18 protein-coding genes are annotated in these 20,146 nt (G+C 68.5%); 5 read left to right on the top strand and 13 right to left on the bottom strand.

Translation table 11 applies throughout. The annotated features are described in order from the left end of the window. Positions 1-106: 106 nt before the first annotated feature. The 3 genes from LOS78_RS02415 to LOS78_RS02405 all read right to left on the bottom strand — a co-directional run bounded on the left by LOS78_RS02415 (position 107) and on the right by LOS78_RS02405 (position 4,516). Positions 107-658, bottom strand: a complete 552-nt coding sequence (locus tag LOS78_RS02415) for a hypothetical protein (RefSeq protein ID WP_051416188.1) — start codon at positions 656-658, stop codon at positions 107-109. Positions 659-849: 191 nt separating this feature from the next. After that, entirely contained in the window at positions 850-3,345 is a 2,496-nt protein-coding gene (locus tag LOS78_RS02410) for an FAD-dependent oxidoreductase (protein WP_230376756.1), read from the bottom strand. Between the two features lie 160 nt (positions 3,346-3,505). Further along, positions 3,506-4,516 (bottom strand): D-glycerate dehydrogenase, encoded by a 1,011-nt coding sequence (locus tag LOS78_RS02405; protein ID WP_036697122.1) that lies wholly within the window; start codon positions 4,514-4,516, stop codon positions 3,506-3,508. A 91-nt stretch (positions 4,517-4,607) separates the two neighbouring features. Between LOS78_RS02405 and LOS78_RS02400 the strand changes: the two genes are divergently transcribed. Continuing rightward, positions 4,608-5,210 (top strand): SH3 domain-containing protein, encoded by a 603-nt coding sequence (locus LOS78_RS02400; RefSeq protein ID WP_230376755.1) that lies wholly within the window; start codon positions 4,608-4,610, stop codon positions 5,208-5,210. Positions 5,211-5,233: 23 nt separating this feature from the next. On the opposite strand, the gene LOS78_RS02395 is transcribed toward LOS78_RS02400, so the two are convergent. From LOS78_RS02395 to infC, 6 genes are all read right to left on the bottom strand, one after another. Continuing rightward, positions 5,234-6,010 (bottom strand): class I SAM-dependent methyltransferase, encoded by a 777-nt coding sequence (locus LOS78_RS02395; RefSeq protein WP_230376753.1) that lies wholly within the window; start codon positions 6,008-6,010, stop codon positions 5,234-5,236. A 231-nt stretch (positions 6,011-6,241) separates the two neighbouring features. After that, positions 6,242-6,676 (bottom strand): hypothetical protein, encoded by a 435-nt coding sequence (locus tag LOS78_RS02390; RefSeq protein WP_028712537.1) that lies wholly within the window; start codon positions 6,674-6,676, stop codon positions 6,242-6,244. A gap of 17 nt (positions 6,677-6,693) precedes the next feature. Beyond that, positions 6,694-8,730, bottom strand: a complete 2,037-nt coding sequence (locus tag LOS78_RS02385; RefSeq protein WP_230376752.1) for a M3 family metallopeptidase — start codon at positions 8,728-8,730, stop codon at positions 6,694-6,696. Between the two features lie 33 nt (positions 8,731-8,763). Next, positions 8,764-9,798 carry a ThiF family adenylyltransferase gene (locus tag LOS78_RS02380; protein ID WP_371824706.1) on the bottom strand — a complete coding sequence of 345 codons (1,035 nt, stop codon included), beginning with the start codon at positions 9,796-9,798 and terminating at the stop codon, positions 8,764-8,766. Positions 9,799-9,820: 22 nt separating this feature from the next. Continuing rightward, the gene (gene dut / locus LOS78_RS02375; RefSeq protein ID WP_230376750.1) at positions 9,821-10,282 is read right to left on the bottom strand and encodes a dUTP diphosphatase; all 462 of its coding nucleotides are present in this window, start codon (positions 10,280-10,282) and stop codon (positions 9,821-9,823) included. A 12-nt stretch (positions 10,283-10,294) separates the two neighbouring features. Continuing rightward, positions 10,295-10,834 (bottom strand): translation initiation factor IF-3, encoded by a 540-nt coding sequence (gene infC, locus LOS78_RS02370; protein WP_028712654.1) that lies wholly within the window; start codon positions 10,832-10,834, stop codon positions 10,295-10,297. A 234-nt stretch (positions 10,835-11,068) separates the two neighbouring features. On the opposite strand from infC, the gene LOS78_RS02365 reads away from it, so the two are divergent. The 3 genes from LOS78_RS02365 to LOS78_RS02355 are packed head-to-tail and all read left to right on the top strand — an operon-like array spanning position 11,069 to position 13,874. Next, the gene (locus LOS78_RS02365) at positions 11,069-11,692 is read left to right on the top strand and encodes a hypothetical protein (protein ID WP_230376749.1); all 624 of its coding nucleotides are present in this window, start codon (positions 11,069-11,071) and stop codon (positions 11,690-11,692) included. Continuing rightward, positions 11,689-12,564 (top strand): glycosyltransferase family 2 protein, encoded by an 876-nt coding sequence (locus tag LOS78_RS02360; protein ID WP_230376748.1) that lies wholly within the window; start codon positions 11,689-11,691, stop codon positions 12,562-12,564. Before LOS78_RS02365 ends, LOS78_RS02360 begins: the two co-directional genes overlap by 4 nt. Then, positions 12,555-13,874: an anti-phage deoxyguanosine triphosphatase gene (locus LOS78_RS02355; protein WP_230376746.1), complete on the top strand. Its 1,320-nt coding sequence runs from the start codon at positions 12,555-12,557 to the stop codon at positions 13,872-13,874. The genes LOS78_RS02360 and LOS78_RS02355 overlap by 10 nt, the downstream gene beginning before the upstream one ends. Here LOS78_RS02355 and LOS78_RS02350 read toward each other — a convergent pair. After that, positions 13,871-15,160: a sorbosone dehydrogenase family protein gene (locus tag LOS78_RS02350; RefSeq protein WP_230376744.1), complete on the bottom strand. Its 1,290-nt coding sequence runs from the start codon at positions 15,158-15,160 to the stop codon at positions 13,871-13,873. The two genes, LOS78_RS02355 and LOS78_RS02350, sit on opposite strands and share 4 nt — an antisense overlap. A gap of 123 nt (positions 15,161-15,283) precedes the next feature. On the opposite strand from LOS78_RS02350, the gene LOS78_RS02345 reads away from it, so the two are divergent. Continuing rightward, on the top strand, positions 15,284-16,333 hold the full coding sequence (locus LOS78_RS02345; protein WP_230376743.1) for an alkane 1-monooxygenase: 1,050 nt from the start codon (positions 15,284-15,286) through the stop codon (positions 16,331-16,333). A gap of 57 nt (positions 16,334-16,390) precedes the next feature. Here the strand turns inward: LOS78_RS02345 and pgi are convergent, their stop codons facing one another. From pgi to zwf, 3 genes are read right to left on the bottom strand one after another with little or no spacing between them, the layout of a single operon-like run. Beyond that, the gene (gene pgi, locus LOS78_RS02340) at positions 16,391-17,995 is read right to left on the bottom strand and encodes a glucose-6-phosphate isomerase (protein WP_230376742.1); all 1,605 of its coding nucleotides are present in this window, start codon (positions 17,993-17,995) and stop codon (positions 16,391-16,393) included. A 1-nt stretch (position 17,996) separates the two neighbouring features. Next, the gene (gene pgl / locus LOS78_RS02335) at positions 17,997-18,671 is read right to left on the bottom strand and encodes a 6-phosphogluconolactonase (protein WP_036697114.1); all 675 of its coding nucleotides are present in this window, start codon (positions 18,669-18,671) and stop codon (positions 17,997-17,999) included. Next, on the bottom strand, positions 18,668-20,119 hold the full coding sequence (zwf, locus tag LOS78_RS02330; RefSeq protein ID WP_230376741.1) for a glucose-6-phosphate dehydrogenase: 1,452 nt from the start codon (positions 20,117-20,119) through the stop codon (positions 18,668-18,670). The genes pgl and zwf overlap by 4 nt, the downstream gene beginning before the upstream one ends. Positions 20,120-20,146 lie beyond the last annotated feature (27 nt).

Genomic DNA, 20,146 nt, shown 5'->3' with positions numbered 1-20,146 from the left:
ATTCGGCCGAGCGCGCCCTGTCATTGACGCGCTCTGCGAATGGAAACCGCCCGGGGATCTTCCCGGGCGGACATCCGTTCAGGTGCAGATCGGATGCGCCGGGCGGTCAGAACCGGAAACCTGCCAGGATCTGCGTGCTTTCGCCGGTCGCGCGCAGGCCGATGGTGAAGCTTTGCATGGACAGGGTCACGACCGCGCCGAAGTTGCCCTTGTAGTCGGTATCCGGTTCCGCATCTGCATAGCACTGATAGCCGAGATAGGAATCGGGACAATCCGCGAAGGATTCCCGCGCCCCAAGCAAAAGCGCCGCATCCGCGCGGAAACGCCCGTTATCCATCACATTGCCGCCGATCAGGAAGTTATACGATGTCGCCTGTTTCGGCCGGTCGTTCATTCCCCAGGTCGAATCGAGCATGGTTCCCTCGCGACCGATATCAAAGCCGAGAATCAGTTTGCTGTCGGCCCGCTGATGCATGAAGCCAATCGAAAACGGCGTGTCGTCGTTTTCCAGCGGAGCATCGCCGTCGGCGCGTCCCGCCCCGATATAGAAGGTGTTGCGCAGGGCCGATCCCCGCTGGCCGTAATCGTCTTGCGCATGGGCAAAACCCGCGGAAATGGCAAGCGGCAGGCAAAGGCACAGAATTCCAGAAATCTTCATATTGCTACTCATTGTCTTCACGAAGGCGGCTTTCCCCTAGCAGGGAAAATTCCACGGAAGAACCGGACATTTCGCGCAATTCTTCGCAATTTTTAACGGCATAGGACGGATTTCCCGCGCGGGGGTTCAACCAGATGAAAAAAAGGCCCGCGCGCGGCGGGCCTTTCTTCCTGGGGCGGCTGGGGAGGAGGTCAGCCGTCCACCCGGATCACCTTGTTTTCGGGGTCGTAGGGGCTGTCCTCGGTCACCACCGCGTCCCACAGCTGGCGCTGCATGCGAAGCTTGAGCCGGGTGCCCGGCTCGGCCAGATCGGGGCGGACATAGCCCATGCCGATGGACTTGCCGAAGGCCGCCGACCAGCCGCCCGAGGTCAGCCGCCCGATCTTCTCGGTCCCCTCCGGGGTGTAAAGCGCCTCGCGGCCCCAGGGGTCGGCATCGTCCGGCCCGTCGATCAGCAGCGTCACGCATTTCGAGCGGATGCCCTTCGCCAGCATCGCCTGCTTGCCGTTGAATTCCTTGTCCAGATCGACGAAGCGGTCCAGGCCCGCCTCGAGCGGCGTCGCGTCGCGGCCCAGTTCGGTGCCGAAGGCGCGATAGGATTTCTCCTGGCGCAGCCAGTTCTGGGCGCGGGCGCCGACCAGCTTCAGCCCATGCTTCTCGCCCGCCGCGACCAGCTGGTCCCAGAGATAGCGGCCGAACTCGATCGGGTGATGCAACTCCCAGCCCAGCTCGCCGGTATAGGCGACGCGGATGGCGCGGACGGGGCACATGCCCAGCTCGATATTGCGCATCGACAGCCAGGGGAAACGCTTGTTGCCCAGCACCGTCGCGGGGTCGGCGTCGCGCACCAGCTCTTTGAGGATGGCGCGGCTGTTCGGGCCGGCGAGGGCGAAGACGCCCCATTGCGTGGTGACGTCCTGCACGATCACCTGGCCGAATTCGCCCTCCATCTCCTCGGCCATCTTGCGCAGGTGGTCGCCGTCGTAATCTGCCCAGGCACCGGCCGAGATCAGGTAGTAGTCGTCCTCGGCCAGCCGCACGATGGTGTATTCGGTCCGCGTCGTGCCGGCCTCGGTCAGGGCATAGGTCAGGTTGATGCGGCCGACCTTGGGCAGCTTGTTGGTGGTGAACCAGTCAAGGAAGGCCGTCGCCCCCTTGCCATGGACGCGATGCTTGGCGAAGGCCGAGGCGTCGATCAGCCCGGCGGCACCCCGGATCGCCTCGGCCTCGGCCTTGGCATATTGCCACCAGCCGCCGCGGCGGAAGCTGCGGCTGGCATGGTCGTCGAAACCGGCGGGCGCGTAATAGTTCGGCCGCTCCCAGCCGTTCACCTGGCCGAATTGCGCGCCGGCTTCCTTCTGCCGGTCATAGGCGGGCGCGGTGCGCAGCGGGCGGCAGGCTTCGCGCTCCTCGTCGGGGTGGTGCAGGACGAAGACGTGCTCATAGGATTCCTCGTTCTTGCGCGCGGCGTATTCGGTGGTCATCCAGCCGCCGAAGCGACGGGGATCGAGGCTCGCCATGTCGATCTCGGCCTCGCCCTCGGTCATCATCTGCGCCAGGTAATGGCCGGTGCCGCCCGCGGCGGTGATGCCGAAGCTGAAGCCCTCGGCCAGCCACATGTTGCGCAGGCCGGGCGCCGGGCCGACCAGCGGGTTGCCGTCGGGCGTGTAGCAGATCGGGCCGTTGAAATCGTCCTTGAGGCCCACGGTTTCCGAGGTGGGAAGCCGGTGGATCATCGACATGTATTCCTCTTCGATCCGCTCCAGATCCAGCGGGAACAGGTCGGCGCGGAAGCTTTCCGGCACGTCGTAGAGGAAGCGCGCCGGGGCATTGCGCTCATAGGGGCCCAGGATCCAGCCGCCGCGTTCCTCGCGGACATACCATTTGGCGTCCGCATCGCGCAGCACCGGGTGCTCGGGGTTGCCCTCGGCGCGCCATTTGACCAGCGCCGGGTCGGGCTCGGTCACGATATACTGGTGCTCGACCGGGATGGCGGGGATCTTGATGCCCAGCAGCCGCGCGGTGCGCTGCGCATGGTTGCCGGTCGCGGTCACGACATGTTCGGCGCGGATCTCGAACTGCTCGCCCGAGGGGACCAGGTTGCCGCCCTTCTCGACCATCTTCTCGCAGGTGACGATCCATTCCTCGCCGGTCCATCGGTAGCCGTTGACCTGGATCTTGCGCTCGATGCTGGCGCCCGCCATGCGCGCGGCCCGCGCCATGGCCTGGGTGACGTCGGCGGGGTTGATATAGCCGTCGGTCGGGTGGAACAGCGCGCCCTTCAGGTCCTCGGTGCGGACGAGCGGCCAGCGGTCCTTGATCTGCTGGGGGGTCAGGAATTCATGCTCGATGCCCACCGTCTCGGCGGTGGCGGAATAGAGCATGTATTCGTCCATCCGCGCATCGGTCTGCGCCATGCGCAGGTTGCCGCAGCGGGTAAAGCCGGCGTTCAGCCCGGTCTCGGCCTCGAGCCCGGCATAGAGCTTGACCGAATAGTCGTGAATATGGCTGGTCGCATAGCCCATGTTGAACAGCGGCAGCAGGCCCGCGGCATGCCAGGTCGAGCCCGCCGTCAGCTCGTCCCGCTCGACCAGCATCGTCTCCCAGCCCGCACGCGCCAGATGCAGCGCGATGCCGCAGCCGACGGCGCCGCCTCCGACCACAAGGGCCTTCACATGGGTTTTCATCGCAAGCGACTCCTTATTCCGCGCATGGGCTACCTGTGCCGATTAGAGCCCGAACCGCGCGCCGGGCCCGCATTCCCGGCGACATGTTCTTGGCCAAAAACGACATGGCGCATCCGGGCGGTCCGGCAAAGCAAACGCCCCGGAAAACCGGGGCGCATCGTCACAGCATCGAGGGCACCACAAGGTCCGGCGGCCGGTGGCCGTCGGCAAAGGTCTTGATGTTGATGATCACCTTCTCGCCCATCTCGATGCGGCCCTCGATGGTGGCCGAGCCCATATGCGGCAGCAGCACGACATTGGGCAGCTCGCGCAGCCGCGGGTTGATCTCGTGCCCATGCTCGAAAACGTCGAGGCCGGCGCCGGCGATCTCGCCCGTGCGCAGCATCCGGGTCAGGGCGTTCTCGTCGATCACCTCGCCGCGCGAGGTGTTGATGACCACGGCCGAGGGCTTGAGCAGCTTCAGCCGCCGCGCATTCAGCAGGTGGAAGGTCGAGGGCGTATGCGGCGCGTTCACCGAGATGATGTCCATGCGCGCCAGCATCTGGTCCAGGCTTTCCCAATAGGTGGCCTGCAGCTCGGCCTCGATCTCGGGGCGCAGGCGGCGGCGGTTGTGGTAATGCACCTGCATGCCGAAGACATTGGCGCGCCGCGCCACCGCCTGGCCGATGCGTCCCATGCCGAGGATGCCCAGGCGCCGGCCGCCCAGCCGCCCGCCCAGATGCGCGGTCGGCGACCAGCCCTTCCAGCGGCCGGCCTGCATCTCGGCCATGCCCTCGGGCAGGCGGCGGGTCACGCCCAGGATCAGCGCCATGACCACATCCGCCGTGTCCTCGGTCACCACGCCGGGCGTGTTGGTGACCAGGATGCCGCGCTGGCGGGCGGAATGGACGTCGATATGGTCCACGCCGGCGCCGTAATTGGCGATCAGCTTCAGCTTCTCGCCCGCCTGGGCCAGCATGGCGGCGTCGATATGGTCCGTCACCGTCGGCACCAGCACGTCCGAGACGCGCATGGCGGCAACCAGCTCGTCGCGACTCATCTTGCGGTCGTCGGCGTTCAGCGACACGTCGAAAAGCTCGGACATCCGGGTCTCGACCGCCTCGGGCAGGCGGCGGGTCACGGTAACTTTAAGGCGCGAGCGGGTCGGATCGGTCGCTTGGACGGCTGGCATGGTCGCTCCTCTCTTCCAAAGCCGGGCGGCTTTTGGCAAAGTGCCCGCGATGCGGGGCAGGCACAAGACCCCGAACAAGCAGGACGGGCAGATGAAGCAAGGACAGGCCTGGCTCGGCGCCGCGATATTGGCGGCGGCGACGTGTCTCGGGACGGCAACGCTGGCGCAAACCACCGATCCGGGCGAGAACCTGGACGCCAGGCAGGTGCCCGGGGTTTCCGCCGATGCGGCGATCAGTCGCCATCAGGACGGCAAGCGCGACCCGAACCGCGGGTCGGTGACCAACCTGCCGCTGCCGCGCTATGTCAGCCTGAAGGGCGGCGAGGGCAATGCCCGGCGCGGCCCCAGCCTGTCGCATCGCATCGACTGGGTGTTCCGCCATGCCGGCATGCCGCTGCGCGTGGTGGCCGAGTTCGGCCATTGGCGCCGGGTCGAGGATCAGGACGGCGCCGGCGGCTGGGTGCATTATTCGCTGCTGTCGGGCGTGCGCACCGCCATCGTGACCAAGGACATGCTGGACCTGCTGGCGCGGCCCGATCCGCGCGGCAACGTGGTGGCGCGGGCCGAGGCGGGGGCCATCGTGCGGCTGCATGAATGCACCGTCGACTGGTGCCGGGTCTCGGGCGGCGGCGAAAAGGGCTGGGTGCCCAAGACCGCGATCTGGGGCGTGGACGCGGACGAGATCCGCGACTGAGCGGGCCGCGGGACCGCCGCCGCTCAGCCGGCCTTGCGGATCACCACATGCCCCAGCGAGATGCGCATCCAGTCGAAGCGCGAGGCGCGCGGCGTGCCGGTGCCGAAACTCGGATGGGTCATGTCCTCGGCCCCGCATTCGTCGACCAGTTCCTTGACGAAACCGACCATGCCGCGGTCGTGGCCGTGGAAGCGCCGCCGCACCAGGTTCCAGCGCATCCAGCCGGTCGCCTTGCGCAGCGGATAGACCGCCTGCACCAGCCCCGATTTGTGCAGCCGGTCAAGCAGCCTTTCATGGGCGGAAAGCTCCGGCGGGTGGGGGCGATAATGCTTCCCGTCCGGATATTGCGGCCAATATCCGGTGCCCCAATCCTCGATGAAATAATATCCGCCCGGCTTGAGGTGGTTTTCAAAGAGATGCCAGAAACAGATGCGGGACAATTGCCCGACATGCGAGGCGTCGTCGATGATGACGTCGAAACCCTCGGGCGCACGCTCGGCCGCGATGCGGTCCAGCAGCGCCTTGTCCTGCTGCTCGCCGACATAGCAGCGCACCCGGCCGCTGTCGAAACGGGCGTCGCAGGGATTGATGTCCAACCCGGTGATTTCGGCATGGGGCAGCCAGGTTTCCCAGTATTTCAGCGAATCGCCGCGGGCAATGCCCAATTCCATGAATCTCAGCGGCTGATGCCTGAGAGGGCCGATATATCTTTCGTAATTCACGAAATAATGCTCGAGCCCCATCTTGTCGATCGGCACCTCGTCGACACTTTTCATCGAGACCACGTTGGAAACCGCCATGTCTTTCCCCTGTTGACCGATTGCCGGGAATTCTCCTCACGTCTGCTCGGGGAAAGGATAGGGTGCGCGCGGCCGGCCCAGCAAGGAATTCGCGTCCTCCTGCCGGAATATACGGGCCGACACCGCCTTATCCGCGTCGAGGGCCGTGGCGGCGCCCCTTGCGGTTGCAAGATCGGCGCAAGGAAGGCCGCCCCGCGGGAGGGGCGGCCGGTCGAGAGGCCGCGAACGGCCTTACATCGTCTGGCCGACCAGCGAATCGCTGCTGGCGGTGGCCCGCATGCATTGGTGATAGGTCAGGGTGATCGAATCCTCGGTCAGCCGCAGCACGCCGGGCCGGAGCTGCAGGTCGACGACCCGGTTGCCGCCGCTCGGCGAGCCGTCGCAGGACAGCGTCACGCGGGTGCGGTTCACCTGCTGTTCGGAATTCGCCACGGTGCAGGTCGAACCCGGGAAGATGAACTTGTTGCCGTCGATCACCAGGCTCTTGTCGCTGGCGACGTCGCCGCAATTCGATTCCAGCAGGTTGTAGGTGCCGTTCAGCGCATTGCTCTGCGCGATTGGGCCTGGCGTGGGTTCGGGATTGGCGGGGGCGGTCTGGTCGCAGGCCGCGACGATGCCCAGCGTGGCCACCGCGGCCACGGCAAAAAGCGGTTTGCGGAAAATCATGGTGGTCTCCCTTGTTGTCAGCCGGTCTCGGCCAGAAGGCCGCGTCCTTTCAACAAAGCGTGAACCCCCGGTTTTCGTTCCCTGAATTTCAACCAAAGTTCGTCGGCCGGCAAAGAATCGCCTTTGGAAAGAATCCATTGCTCCAGCCGCCGCGCGGTTTCCGGGTCGAAGGCGTCGCCCTTTTCCAGGAAAGCCTCGAAAGCGTCCGCATCCATCACCTCGGACCACATGTAGCTGTAATAGCCGGCGCTGTAGCCGTCGCCGGAAAACACATGCGCGAAATGCGGCGTGGCGTGGCGCATCGGAACAGCCGCCGGCGCGCCCAGATCGGCCAGCACCTCGGCCTGCCGCGCCATGGGGTCGGCAGGCGGCGCACCGCGATGGAAGGCCAGATCGACCAGCGCGCTTTCCAGATATTCGGTCGTGGCGAAACCCTGATCGGCATTGCGCGCCGCCAGGATGCGGTCGCGCAGATCGGCAGGCAGCGGCGCGCCGGTCTCGGCATGGCGGGCGTGGCGGTCCAGCACCTCGGGCTGTTCCAGCCAATGCTCGAACAGCTGGCTGGGCAATTCGACGAAATCCCGCGCGACCGAGGTGCCCGACATCGAGGGCCAGGTCACGTCCGACAGGATGTGATGCAGCGCGTGGCCGAATTCGTGGAACAGCGTATGCGCATCGTCCCAGGACAGATAGGCCGGCTGGCCATCCGCCTCGGGCGGGGTGAAGTTGCAGATATTGATGACGATGGGGCGCTGCCCGCCGCCGATCTTGTGCTGCTGCTGCAGCGAGGAACACCAGGCGCCCGAACGCTTGCTGGGCCGGGCGAAGTAATCGCCGACGAAGACGGCGAGGCGCCGGCCGTCGCGCGTCACCTCCCAGGCCCGGGCCTCGGGCGACCAGAGCGGCGCCTCGAACTCGCGCATCTCGATGCCGAACAGCCGCCGGGCCGTGTCGAAGACCGCGCCGAGCATGGCCTCCAGCGTCAGGTAGGGCTTGACCTCGGCCTCGTCCAGATCGTGCTCGGCCTTGCGCCGCCGCTCGGCGTAGAAGCGCCAGTCCCAGGGCTCCAGCGCGCCGTTCACCCCGTCCTCGCGCAGCATCTCGGTCAGCCGGGCGGCATCGGCCTCGACCCGGGCCCTGGCGGCGGCCCAGACCTCGGTCAGCAGCGCCTCGACGTTTTCGGCCGTCTTCGCCATCTCGGGCTCCAGCTTGTAGCTGGCGAAATCCGCATAGCCCAGAAGCCGGGCGCGCTCGTGGCGCAATTGCAGGATCTCGGCGGCGATGGGGCGGTTGTCCGTCGCGGCCCCGCCCGCGCCCTGGCCGGAACCGCGCGCGGTCCAGGCCCGCCAGGCAGCCTCGCGCAGGGCGCGTTCCTCGGAATATTCCAGGAAGGGCACGATCAGCGAGCGGTTCAGCGTCACCACCTGCCCCGGCATCCCGCGTTCTCGCGCCGCCGCCCGCATGGCGCGGACCAGCCAGTCCGGCAGGCCGGCCAGCTGGTCGTCGGCCATGGCCATGACGAAGTCGCGCTCGTCCGTCAGCACGTTCTGGGCGAATTCGGTGGACAGCACCGCCAGCCGTTCGCGGATCGCCATCATGCGCTCGCGCGCCGCGCCGGTCAGGCCCGCGCCGGCCCGGCGCAGCCCGCGCAGGGTCAGCTCGGTCAGGCGGCGGTCCTCGGGCGACAGCTCGTCGGCATCCTGCATCACCGCCTCGACCCGGTCGAACAGCCGCGGGTCCATGCTGACCTTGCTGCCATGCGCGGCCAGACGCGGGGCGATCCGGCGCTGCAGATCCTCGCGCGCCGGGTTGGAATCGACCCCGGTCAGGGTGAAGAAGACGGCGCAAAGCCGGTTCAGCGGCTCCTCGGCGGTTTCAAGCGCGGCGACGGTATTGCCGAAGCTGGGCGGCTCGGGATTGGCGGCGATGGCCTCGACCGCCTCTTCGGCCAGTTTCAGGCAGGCATCGAAGGCCGGGTCGAAATCCTCGTCGCGGATCAGGTCGAAACGCGGCAGGCCCAGGGGGCCGGTCCAATGCGTCAGTTCGGGGTTCATGCGAGCCTCCTTTTCCGGTTGGCCGCGAGTGTTTCAGCCTGCGCGGAAATGTCCAGAGCCGCAGGTCGGGCAATCGGCCCGTCGCGCGATCTTCATCAGCCGATTCTCGCCATAGAGCCCGTCAAAGATCAGCATGCGGCCGCGCAGGGGCTCGCCGCTGCCTGCAATCAGCTTGATCGCCTCCAGCGCCATCAGGCTGCCGACGACGCCCGGCAGCGGCCCGACGACGCCCGCCTCGGCGCAGGCCGGCGCAAGGCCCGGCGCCGGCGCCTGGGGGAAGGTGCAGGTCATGCAGGGGGCGCCGTTGCTGGGATCCCAGACCGTCACCTGCCCCTCCCATTGCGCGATGGCGCCGGCCACCAGCGGCACGCCCGCCGCGACGCAGGCCGCGTTCACCGCGACCCGCGAGGCGAATGTGTCGGTGCCGTCCAGCACCAGGTCGTGCTCGGCGACCAGTGCGGCATCGGCTTCGGTGACGCGGCGGTTCAGCGCCACGACCGCGACATGCGGGTTCAGCGCCAGCATCGCATCGCGCGCCGCCTCGGCCTTGGGACGGCTGTCGTCGGCGCTGCGGAAGATCACCTGCCGCTGCAGGTTCGACAGGCCGACGCGGTCGTCGTCGGCGACGGTGATCCGCCCGACGCCGGCCGCCGCCAGATACAGGCAGACCGGCGCCCCCAGCCCACCCGCGCCGACGACCAGCACGTGGGCGCGCTTCAGCGCCGCCTGTCCCGGCCCGCCCAGCTCGCGCAGCACGATATGGCGGGCATAGCGGTCCAGTTCAGGATCGGACAGCGGGCCGGATTGCGGGGGCGGTTGCGGGGATTCGGGCAGGGGGACGGCGCGGCGATGCAGCTGCCGCAGCAGCAGGCGATAGCCCAGCACCAGCGCCACCACGCCGCCGCTCAGCGCCCAGAGACGGGCATCGCCGCCGACCAGGCGTGCGGCCGCGCTGCCGGGCGCCAGCACCAGGGCCGCGATGGCCGCCAGCCACAGCGCCGCCACGCCGGCCCAGCCGCGCCAGTCCGGCCAGCCGAGCAGGCGCGCCGCGACCAGCACGGCGAGCATGAGGGCAAGAATCAGCACAGGCTCAGGCCCGCCCGGTCGAGCCGAAGCCGCCTTCGCCGCGCGCGGTCTCCTCCAGCGCCTCGGCCGCGACCCAGGCGGCGCGGGTCACCGGGACGACGACGGCCTGGGCGATGCGCTCGCCATGGTGGACGGTATAGGGCAGCGGGCCGAGGTTGATCATGATCACCCCCAGCGGCCCGCGATAGTCGCTGTCGATGGTGCCGGGGGTGTTGGGCAGGGTCACCCCGTGCTTCAGCGCCAGGCTGGAGCGCGGGCGGACCTGCATCTCGTAGCCTTCGGGGATCTGCACGCGCAGCCCGGTCGGCACCAGTCGGATCTGGCCGGGATCGAGCACCAGCTCGCCCCCGCCCAGATCGGCGCGCAGGTCGGCACCGGCCGCGCCCGGGGTCTGGTATTCGGGAAGGGGCAGCGCCGGGTCGGCGCCCGGTTCGCGCAGAACCAGAATCGTCACCTCGGCAGCCATCCCAGAGCCCCTTTATTTCGGCGAGATCATCATGATCATCTGGCGCCCTTCCAGCTTGGGCATCGATTCGACCTTGCCCGCCTCGCCGATATCGGCGGCGACGCGGTTCAGAAGCTCGAGCCCCAATTGCTGGTGCGCCATTTCGCGGCCCCGGAAGCGCAGGGTGATCTTGACCTTGTCGCCCTCGGCCAGGAACTTCATCACCGAGCGCATCTTGACGTCGTAATCATGGGTATCGGTCCCGGGACGGAACTTGATCTCCTTGATCTCGATGATCTTCTGCTTCTTGCGGGCCTCGGCCTCGCGCTTTTGCTGTTCATACTTGAACTTGCCCAGGTCCATGATCTTGCAGACCGGGGGCGTGGCATTCGGCGAGATCTCGACAAGATCCAGCCCGGCTTCCTGTGCAAGCTCCAGACCGCGGGCGGGTGTCACGACACCGATATTCTCGCCTTCGGGACCGATCAGGCGGATTTCGGCGACTCGGATGCGCTCGTTGACGCGGGGGCCGGTGTCACGGGGGGGCGGAGCGTTATGCGGTCTGCGGGCTATGGCTGTCTTCCTTGTATTGCCGGGGTTTCGCGCGGTTAAATAGTCCTGCGCAGGCGCATTTTCAACCGGATTCGATGGGGCGGAGCAAGGTTTGCCGACCCCCGCCCCAGTTTCGCGCGTCGGTTGACCCGCGCCCCCGCGTCCGGCCCGCGCCGGCGCCGCCAGGACGCTTTTCCCCCCTGCAACGGCATGGCATAGAGGGCATGAGGCGCCGCAGCCCTGACGGAGAAACCGATGCAGAAAATCCTGGCCGTGATCGTGATTCTTGCCCTGGCGCTTGGCGGGCTTTGGCTCTGGAACGGCGGCCACCTAGCCCGGCCGACCGCAACCGCGCCCGAAGCGCCGCCGCCCGCGCCCGAGCAGAGCGCCGCGCAGGACAAGGCCAATGCCGCTGCCGATGCCGCTGCCGACGCGGCAGCCATCGCCACCGATGCGGCGGCCGAGGCCTCGGCCGCGGCCGAGCAGGCGGCGGTCGGTCCGGCCGGCTCTGCCGCCGAGCAGGCCGAGGCCGCAGCCGAAGCGGCCATCGCCGCCGCCGACCGCGCCGCGGATGCCGCGGCCACCGCCAGCGCCACGCCGGAACAGGCCGAGGCCGCAGCCATCGCCGCCGGGACCGCCGCCCGCGAGGCCGCCATGGCCACGCGCGAGGCCGGCAGCGCCGCCGGCGAGGCGGCCGGGATCGACGCCGCCCTGACCCCGCAGGGCTTCGACGCCGCCCGTGTGCGCGCCATCATCGACGCATCGGCGCTCTCGGACGAACGCAAGGCGGCGCTGGCCGCCCTGCTGGACCGCGCCGCCCAGGAGGACCCGGCGGCGCTGGCACAGGTGCTTGAGCAGATCAGGGCCGCCTTGCCATGAGCTTTCCCGGCCTGGACGATTTCCTCAGAAGCGCGCGCGACCGGCTGGCCAAGGGGCCGATCGCGCTTTTGCTGGTCGAGGACGAGGCGGTCCTGCAGCAGACGCTGGCGCATCACCTCAAGGCCGGGTTCAAGCTGATCCTGGCGCTGTCGCCCGAACCGCTGCCCGCCCATGCCATCCCCGACGGCGGCGGCGAAAGGATCGTCAACCTGCGCCACGATTCCCGGCGCGGACGTGCCCATGTCGCGGCGGTCAATGCGCTGATCGAGGCGGCGCCGGCCGATACCTGGCTTTACTACGGCTATAATGCGGAATTCCTGTTCTATCCGTTTTCGGAAAGCCGCACCGTGGGCGAGATGCTGGCCTTTCACGCCGAAGAGCGCCGGCGGGCCATGCTAACCTATGTCGTCGACCTCTACGCCCCGGACCTGGAGCGTTTCCCCGACGCGGTCAGCCTGAACGAGGCGATGTTCGACCGCACCGGCTATTACGCGCTCGGCCGCACGGACCGCGAGGGCCGGCACAAGGAGCGGCAGCTGGACTTCCACGGCGGACTGCGCTGGCGGTTCGAGGAGCACATGCCGCCCGACCGCCGCCGCATCGACCGGATCGCGCTGTTCCGCAGCCAGCCCGGGCTGCGGCTGCTGCCCGACCATCGCTTCAACGTCGAGGAATACAACACCTATGCCTGCCCCTGGCACAACAACCTGACGGCGGCCATCGCGTCCTTCCGGGTGGCCAAGGCGCTGGCGAAGAACCCCGGCTCGCGCGGGCATATCCAGACCTTCCGCTGGCGGAACTCGCATCCCTTCCGCTGGAATTCGCAACAGCTGATGGACCTGGGCCTGATGGAGCCGGGCCAGTGGTTCTAGACCCCGCCTGGCTGGCCCGGCGCGAGGCCCGCCGCCGCCCCGCCGACGATTTCCGCGACGAGGGCGACGTGGATTATGCCCGCGTCATCCATTCCGCCGGGTTTCGCCGGCTGCAGGGCAAGACGCAGATCCTGAACCTGGGCGACAGCGATTTCTACCGCACCCGCCTGACCCATTCGCTGGAGGTGGCGCAGATCGCCGGCGGGCTGGTCCAGCAATTGCAGGGGACATTCCCCCACCATCCCGCCACGGCCGCCCTGCCCGGCCGCAGCATGATCCAGGCCATCGCCTGCGCGCATGACCTGGGCCATCCGCCCTTCGGCCATGGCGGCGAGGTGGCGCTGAACTGGTGCATGCGGGATGCCGGCGGTTTCGAGGGCAATGGCCAGACCCTGCGCCTGCTGGCGCAACCGGCCGATGCGGCGCCCGAGCCCGGCGTGAACCTGACGCGCCGCAGCCTGCTGGGGGTGCTGAAATATCCCGCAAGCTGGTCGCGGCTGCAGAACCCGGCGCTGCGCCCGCGCCTGCACGACACGCTCTCGGTGCTGCGCAGCATCGACGCGGCGGCCTCGACGCCGCCGAAATGCCATCTCGACGGCGAGACGGGCGTGGTGGACTGGATCCTTGCCCCGCTTGTCCCCGAGGACCGGCTGCGCTTTGTCGCGGTCCGGCCGCGGGCCGGCGGCCATGCCACGACGCTGCACAAGTCGCTGGATTGCAGCATCATGGATGTGGCCGACGACATCGCCTATGGCGTCCACGACCTCGAGGACGCCGTCGCGCTGGGGCTGGTCTCGGCCGAGGAATTCCGCGCCGCGGTGACGCCGGAACTCGCCGACGCCTTCGACCATGGCGGATTGATGGCGCAGCTGTTCGGCCCGCCTGCGGCCCGCAAGAGCTGCATCGGCGCGCTGGTGCATCATTTCATCGGCGCCGTCCGCTTCCGCGAGGAGCCCGGTTTCCGCGAGCCGCTGCTGCGCCATCGCGTCGAGCTGGCCGAGACGCCGCGCCGCCTCCTGGGTGCGCTGAAGGGTTTCATCTTCGACCGGGTGATCCGCAGCGCCGGAGTGCAGCAGCTGGAATTCAAGGGCCAGGCGATGGTGGTCGAGGTCTTCGAGGCGCTGCGCTCGGACCCCGAACGGCTGCTGCCCGGCGAATGGCGCGCGCGCTTCGCCGAGGCCGAGGGCGAAAGCGGCAACGGCCTGCGCATCATCTGCGATTGCGTCGCCGCCATGACCGACACCGCCTTGCTGCGGACCTATGAGCGGCTGTTCGCCCCGCGCATGGGCTCGGTCTTCGACCGGCTCTAGGCGGCGCTGACCCGCCAGATCACGTCGCCCACGTCATCGGCCATCAGAAGCGACCTGCCGTCCGGGCCGATGGCAACGCCGACCGGGCGGCCATAGGAATATTTCTCGTCCTCGGACAGGAAGCCCCAGAGGATGTCGCGCGGCGGCCCCGAGGGGCGGCCGTCCCGGAAGGGCACGAAGATCAGCTTGTAGCCTGACAGCGTCGAGCGGTTCCAGGACCCGTGCTGGCCGATCACCATGCCGTCCGGAAAGCCCGGCAGCGTGCCCTCGGGCATCCAGCACAGGCCGAGTGAGGCGGTATGCCCGCCCAGGGCGTAATCGGGGGTGAGGGCCCGGGCGACCTCGGCCGGATCCTGCGGCACGCGGTCGTCCACGGTCCGGCCCCAATAGCAATAGGGCCAGCCGTAGAAACCGCCTTCCTGCACCGAGGTCAGGTAGTCGGGCGGCGTCTCGTCCCCCAGCCCGTCGCGCTCGTTCACCACGGTCCAGAGCGCGCCGGTCATGGGCTCCCAGGCCATGCCGACCGGGTTGCGCAGACCCGAGGCGAAGATCCGGGCCTTGCCAGTTTCCAGATCCAGCTCCCAGATCGCGGCGCGGCCTTCCTCGGCCTCCATGCCTTCGTCGGCGATATTGGTCAGCGAGCCGACGCCGCAATAAAGCCGCTTGCGGTCGGGCGAGACGATCAGGCTGCGCGTCCAGTGGCCGCCGGGCTTGAACTCGACCAGCCGCCGGCCCGGCCCGTCGAGGCGGATCGCGCCCGGCTCGTAGGCGAAGGCCACGATGCCGTCGGTATTGCCGACGAAGAAGGTGTCACCGACCAAGGCCATGCCGAAGGGCTGGCGCTGGCCCTCCAGGAAGACCTCGCGCGTTTCGGCCACGCCGTCGCCGTCGCCGTCGCGCCACAGCGTGATGCGGTTGGCGCTGGTTCCCAGCGCCCGGGCGCGGCGCATGGTGGCCTGCGCGGCGCGGTCGAGCAGCGATTTCGGCGGGCTCGCCTCTTGCAGCGCCTCGGCCACCAGCACGTCGCCATTGGGCAGCACCTCGATCCAGCGCGGATGCTGCAGTTCGCGGGCGAAGGCGTTGACGCGCAGGCCGGGCGCGGCCTTGGGCAGCTGTCCCGGCGCCCAGCCCCGCGCGGTGGGCATCTTCAGGGTCATGATGCCCTGTTTCTTCGCCTCGGGGATCGCCGGGCTGCTGCCGAAGGCGGCCGTCCTGGGTGCGCCCATGCGTCGCACCAGCATCATCGCGCCGCCCACGAATGCCGTCGCCTTCGCCAGAAAATCCATGGGTTTCCTTCCTGTTTGCGCCAACAAGGCTAGCCGCGGGACGGCAAGGGTCAATCCCCGAATGCACGTCCCGGTGGTCCGGCCGGCAAAAACCGGCTATAGGCGCGAAAAACTGGTGCCGCCATGCCCGCTCCCTTCGACAGACCGGCCTCGGTCGCGGCCTTCGCGCTTTTCGCCCTGCTGCCCGGCCTGCTGCTGGCCGCGGCTTGCCTGTTCGGGGGGCCGTGGATCTGGGCGGCGCTGATCTGGATGGGCGGGGCCAGCCAGATCGTCGACACGGTGATCGCGCGCGGCTTCGCCGATCCCGGCCGCGACGAGGCACCGCCCGGGACCGACCTGCTGTCGGTGCTGCTGGCGCTGCTGCATTTCCTGCTGCTGCTGGTGGGCGGGCTGGCCGCGCTGTTGCAGCCGGAGCTGGGCATGGCCTCGCGCATCGCCCTGTTCCTGGGGCTGGGGCTGTTCTTCGGCCAGGTCTCGAACTCGAACGCGCACGAGCTGATCCATCGCGGTTCGCGCGCGCTGTTCCGGCTGGGCGCGGCGGTCTATGTGACGCTGCTCTTCGGTCATCACAGCTCGGCGCACCGGCTGGTGCATCACCGCCATGTCGCGACGCCGCTGGATCCGAACTCGGCCCGGCTGGGCGAGAGCTTCTGGCATTTCTTCCCCCGCGCCTGGGCCGGATCGTTCCGCGCCGGGCTGGCGGCCGAACGGGCGCTGTCGGCGGCCAGGCCCGACCGGCCGAACCCCTATCTGGTCTGGATCGGCGGCGGGCTGGCCTGCTGTACGGTGGTGCTGCTGGTCTTGGGCCCTGCCGGGCTGGGCTGGTACCTGGGGCTTTGCCTTTATGCGCAGATGCAGATGATGCTGGCCGATTACGTCCAGCATTACGGGCTGGAGCGCGCCCGGCGCGCGGACGGGCGCTATGAGCCGGTCGGACCGCGCCACAGCTGGGACGCGCCGCATTTCCTGTCCTCGCTGATGATGGTGAATGCGCCGCGCCATTCCGACCACCACGCCCATCCCGGCCGCGCCTATCCGGCGCTGCGGCTGGAGCGGGCCGGGAAACCGCGGCCGATGCTGCCCTGGTCGCTGCCGGTGATGGCGGCCCTTGCCATGTGGCCGCGGATCTGGCGGCGGGTCATGGACCGGCGGGTCATGCGGATGCGGGGCTGAACGGGCAAGGGCGGCGCGGTTGGCGCCGCCCTTGGGTATTTGGAGAGCGAAGAAGTCTTAGCCCCGCGCCTCGCGGATCAGCGCCGCAAGATGCTCGGTCGAGGGGTCGTGGCCGGGGGCGGGCTGGCCGTCCAGCAGCGGCGCCACCTTCAGGGCCAGTTCCTTGCCGAGTTCGACCCCCCATTGGTCGAAGCTGTTGATGCCCAGGATGACGCCCTCGGCGAAGACCCGATGCTCGTAGAGCGCGACGATCTGGCCCAGCGTGTAGGGGTCGAGTTCCGGGATCAGCAAAGTGGTCGAGGGGCGGTTGCCGGGGAAGACGCGGTGGCAGGCCTGGCGTTCCAGCTCGGCGCCGGTCAGGCCCCTGGCCTGCATGAGCGCGCGGGCCTCGTCCAGCGAGCGGCCGCGCATCAGCGCCTCGGATTGCGCGAGGCAGTTGGCGATCAGCAGCAGGTGATGATGCGCAAGCTCGGGCTCGTGTCCGCGGGCGGCGACGATGAATTCGCAGGGCACGATGGCGGTGCCTTGGTGGATCAGCTGATAGAAGGCGTGCTGGCCATTGGTGCCCGGCTCGCCCCAGACCACCGGGCCCGAGGGGACGGTCAGGTCGCTGCCGTCCATGGCCACGCGCTTGCCGTTCGATTCCATTTCCAGCTGCTGCAGATAGGCCGGTAGGCGGCCGAGGCGGTTGTCATAGGGCAGCACGGCGCGGGTGCCGTAGCCGCAGATCTGGTGGTGCCAGATGCCGACCAGCGCCAGGATCACCGGCAGGTTTTCCGCCAGCGGCGCCCGGCGGAAATGCCGGTCCATGGCCGCGCCGCCGGCCAGGAAGCGGTCGAACTGCTCGGGCCCGATGGCGATCATCAGCGACAGGCCGATCGGTCCCCACATGGAATAGCGGCCGCCGACCCAATCCTCGAAACCGAAGACGCGGGCCTCGTCGATGCCCCATTCGGCGGTCCGGGCGGTGGCCGAGGACAGCGCGGCGAATTGCGCCGCCGGCTGCGCCACGGTCTTCGCCATCCAGTCCAGCGCGGTTTTCGCGTTGGTCATGGTCTCGATGGTGGTGAAGGTCTTGGAGGCGACGATCACCAGCGTCGTCGCGGGGTCGAGCCGGACAATGGTATCGGCGATGTCCGCCCCGTCCACGTTCGAGACGAAATGCACCCGCGGGCCGTCATGCCAGGGCGAAAGCGCCCGCGTCGCCATGGCCGGGCCGAGGTCCGAGCCGCCGATGCCGATATTGACCACATCGGTGATCTTGCCGCCCTGCCCCGCGAAGCTGCCGTCGCGGACGGCATCGGCAAAGGCGCGCATGCGGGCATGGGTGGCGCGCACCTCAGGCATGACGTCGCGGCCGTCCACCGTTACGCTGGCGTCGAGATTGCGCAGCGCGGTGTGCAGCACGGCGCGATCCTCGGTCTCGTTGATGCGCTGGCCGGTGAACATGGCCTCGCGGCGTTCCGGAACCGGCGCGGCGAGGTCCAGCAGCAGGTCGCGGGCGCGCGCGTCGATGGTGGTCTTGGACCAGTCCAGCACCAGCCCTTCGGCGCTGGTCGAAAAGGCGGCGGCGCGGGCCGGATCGGCGGCGAACAGCGCCTCGATCCGCAGCGCGCCCTGGGAGTTGCGGTATTCGGTCAGTCTGGTCCAGGTATCGGTCATCTCACTCTGCCCAATGCACGGTGATGTCGCCAAGAAAGGCGCGGATCGGCGCCTCGGTCGGGTCGAGGCCTTGCGCGCGCTCGAAAGCCTCGCGCTTGTCGGCGCCGGCGATCAGCAGATGGGTGTTGATCGCGCCCTTCAGCGCCGAGGCGGTCAGGGTGATCCGCGGCTCGTCCTTGATGCTGTTGACGGCCATCACCGGCGGCGCGTCGGAGGCCAGCGCCAGAACGGTCTCGGAAGCCGCGGGAAACAGGCTTGCCGTATGCATGTCGGTGCCCATGCCCAAAAGCAGCACGGTCAGCGGCAGATGCGGGGCGATGGCCTCGGACAGGGCCGGCACCGCATCCTCGGGGCGCTCGTCGCCGGTATAGAGGTCAAGGTAATTGGCCGCCGCAGCCTTGTCCTTCAGCAGGTGACGGCGCAGCAGCCGGCCATTCGAACGGACATGCTCGCCATCCACCCAGCGTTCGTCGTTGAGCAGCACGGTGACGCGCGGCCAGTCGATCTCGCTGCCTGAAAGATAGTCGTAAAGCGGCGCCGGGGTGGTGCCGCCCGGCACGCAGAGGCTGGCGCCGTCGTTCACCCGCAGATGCTGCGACAGCTGGCCCGCCAGCCGGTCGGCCAGCGCCAGGAACAGCATCTCGCGGTCGGCATATTCGATGAACTCCATGGTCATGGCCTGATCTCCCTCCAGCGGCGGTTGTCGCGATGCAGCAGGCGCAGCGCCTCCTCGGGGCCGCTGGAACCGGGATCGTAGGGCTCGGGCCGTTTCGATCCGGCCTCCCAGGCGGCGATGATCGGGTCGGTCCAGGCCCAGGCGGCCTCGACCTCGTCGCCGCGCATGAACAGGGTCTGGTTGCCGCGGATCACGTCCATGATCAGCCGCTCATAGGCGTCCGGCATGTCCGTGCCATCGGCCCCCAGCGCAACCGCGAAGCTCATGTCCAGCGGCACCTGCACCAGGCGCATGCCGCCCGGCCCCGGCTCCTTGATCATCACGGTCAGGTGCATGCCCTCGTTCGGCTGCAGCTTGATGACCAGCTGGTTGGCCTTGTGCGTGCCGCCATCGTCGAAGATCGAATGCGGCGGCTCTTTGAAGGTCACGACGATCTCGCTGGTGCGCGCGCGCAGCCGCTTGCCGGTGCGCAGGTAGAAGGGCGTGCCGGTCCAGCGCCAGTTGGCGATCCGCACCTTCAGCGCCACGAAGCTTTCGGTGCGCGAGAGCGGATTCTCGGCATCCTCCAGATAGCCCGGGCCCTCGGGGCCGGCTAGATACTGGCCGCGCACGATATCCTCGGGGGCAAGCGGTTCCAGGGCGCGGATCACCTTGAGCTTCTCGTCGCGCACCGCGCCGGGATCGAAATGATAGGGCGGCTCCATGGCGGTCAGGCACAGCAGCTGCATCAGGTGGTTCTGCACCATGTCCCGCATGGCGCCGGAATGGTCGTAATATTCGCCGCGCCCGCCGACGCCCACCGTCTCGGCCACGGTGATCTGGACATGGTCCACATATTGCGCGTTCCACAGCGGCTCGAACAGGATGTTGGCGAAGCGCACCGCCATCAGGTTCTGGACGGTTTCCTTGCCCAGGTAATGGTCGATCCGGTAGATCTGGCTTTCGTCGAAATGCCGGGCCAGCGTCGCGTTCAGAGCGCGCGCGGTGGCGAGGTCCCGGCCGAAGGGCTTTTCGACCACGATGCGGCTCTCGGCATCGGCGATGCCGTTGCCGGCCAGACGCTCGGCGATATCGCCGAACAGCGCCGGCGCCACCGAGAAGTAGAAGGCATGCACCACCCCCGGCCGCACCCGCGCCTTGAGCTCGGCCCAGCCGTCGGTGCCGCGCGCGTCGATGGCGACATAGCCCAGCATGTCCAGGAAGGCCGCAAGCTGCGCCTGATCCTGGTCTGGGCCGATGAACTCCTCGATCGCGGCACGCATCTCGGTGCGGAACGCTTCGTCGTCCTGGCGGGTGCGGGCCGCGCCGATGATGCGGGCGCTGGCCGGCACCTGCCCCGCCATGAACCGCCGATAGAGGCCGGGCACGATCTTGCGCCGGGCCAGGTCGCCGGTGGCGCCAAAGATCACCAGGTCGAAATCCTCAACCGGAATGATGCGTGAAACCATCGCTGCCTCCTCATCGCTGATCTGCCG

It is taken from the genome of Paracoccus sp. MA, from assembly GCF_020990385.1.
Taxonomy (GTDB): Bacteria; Pseudomonadota; Alphaproteobacteria; order Rhodobacterales; family Rhodobacteraceae; genus Paracoccus.
The sequence above is the reverse complement of the archived record's forward strand: the minus strand, read 5'-3'. Positions and strand labels throughout refer to the sequence as shown.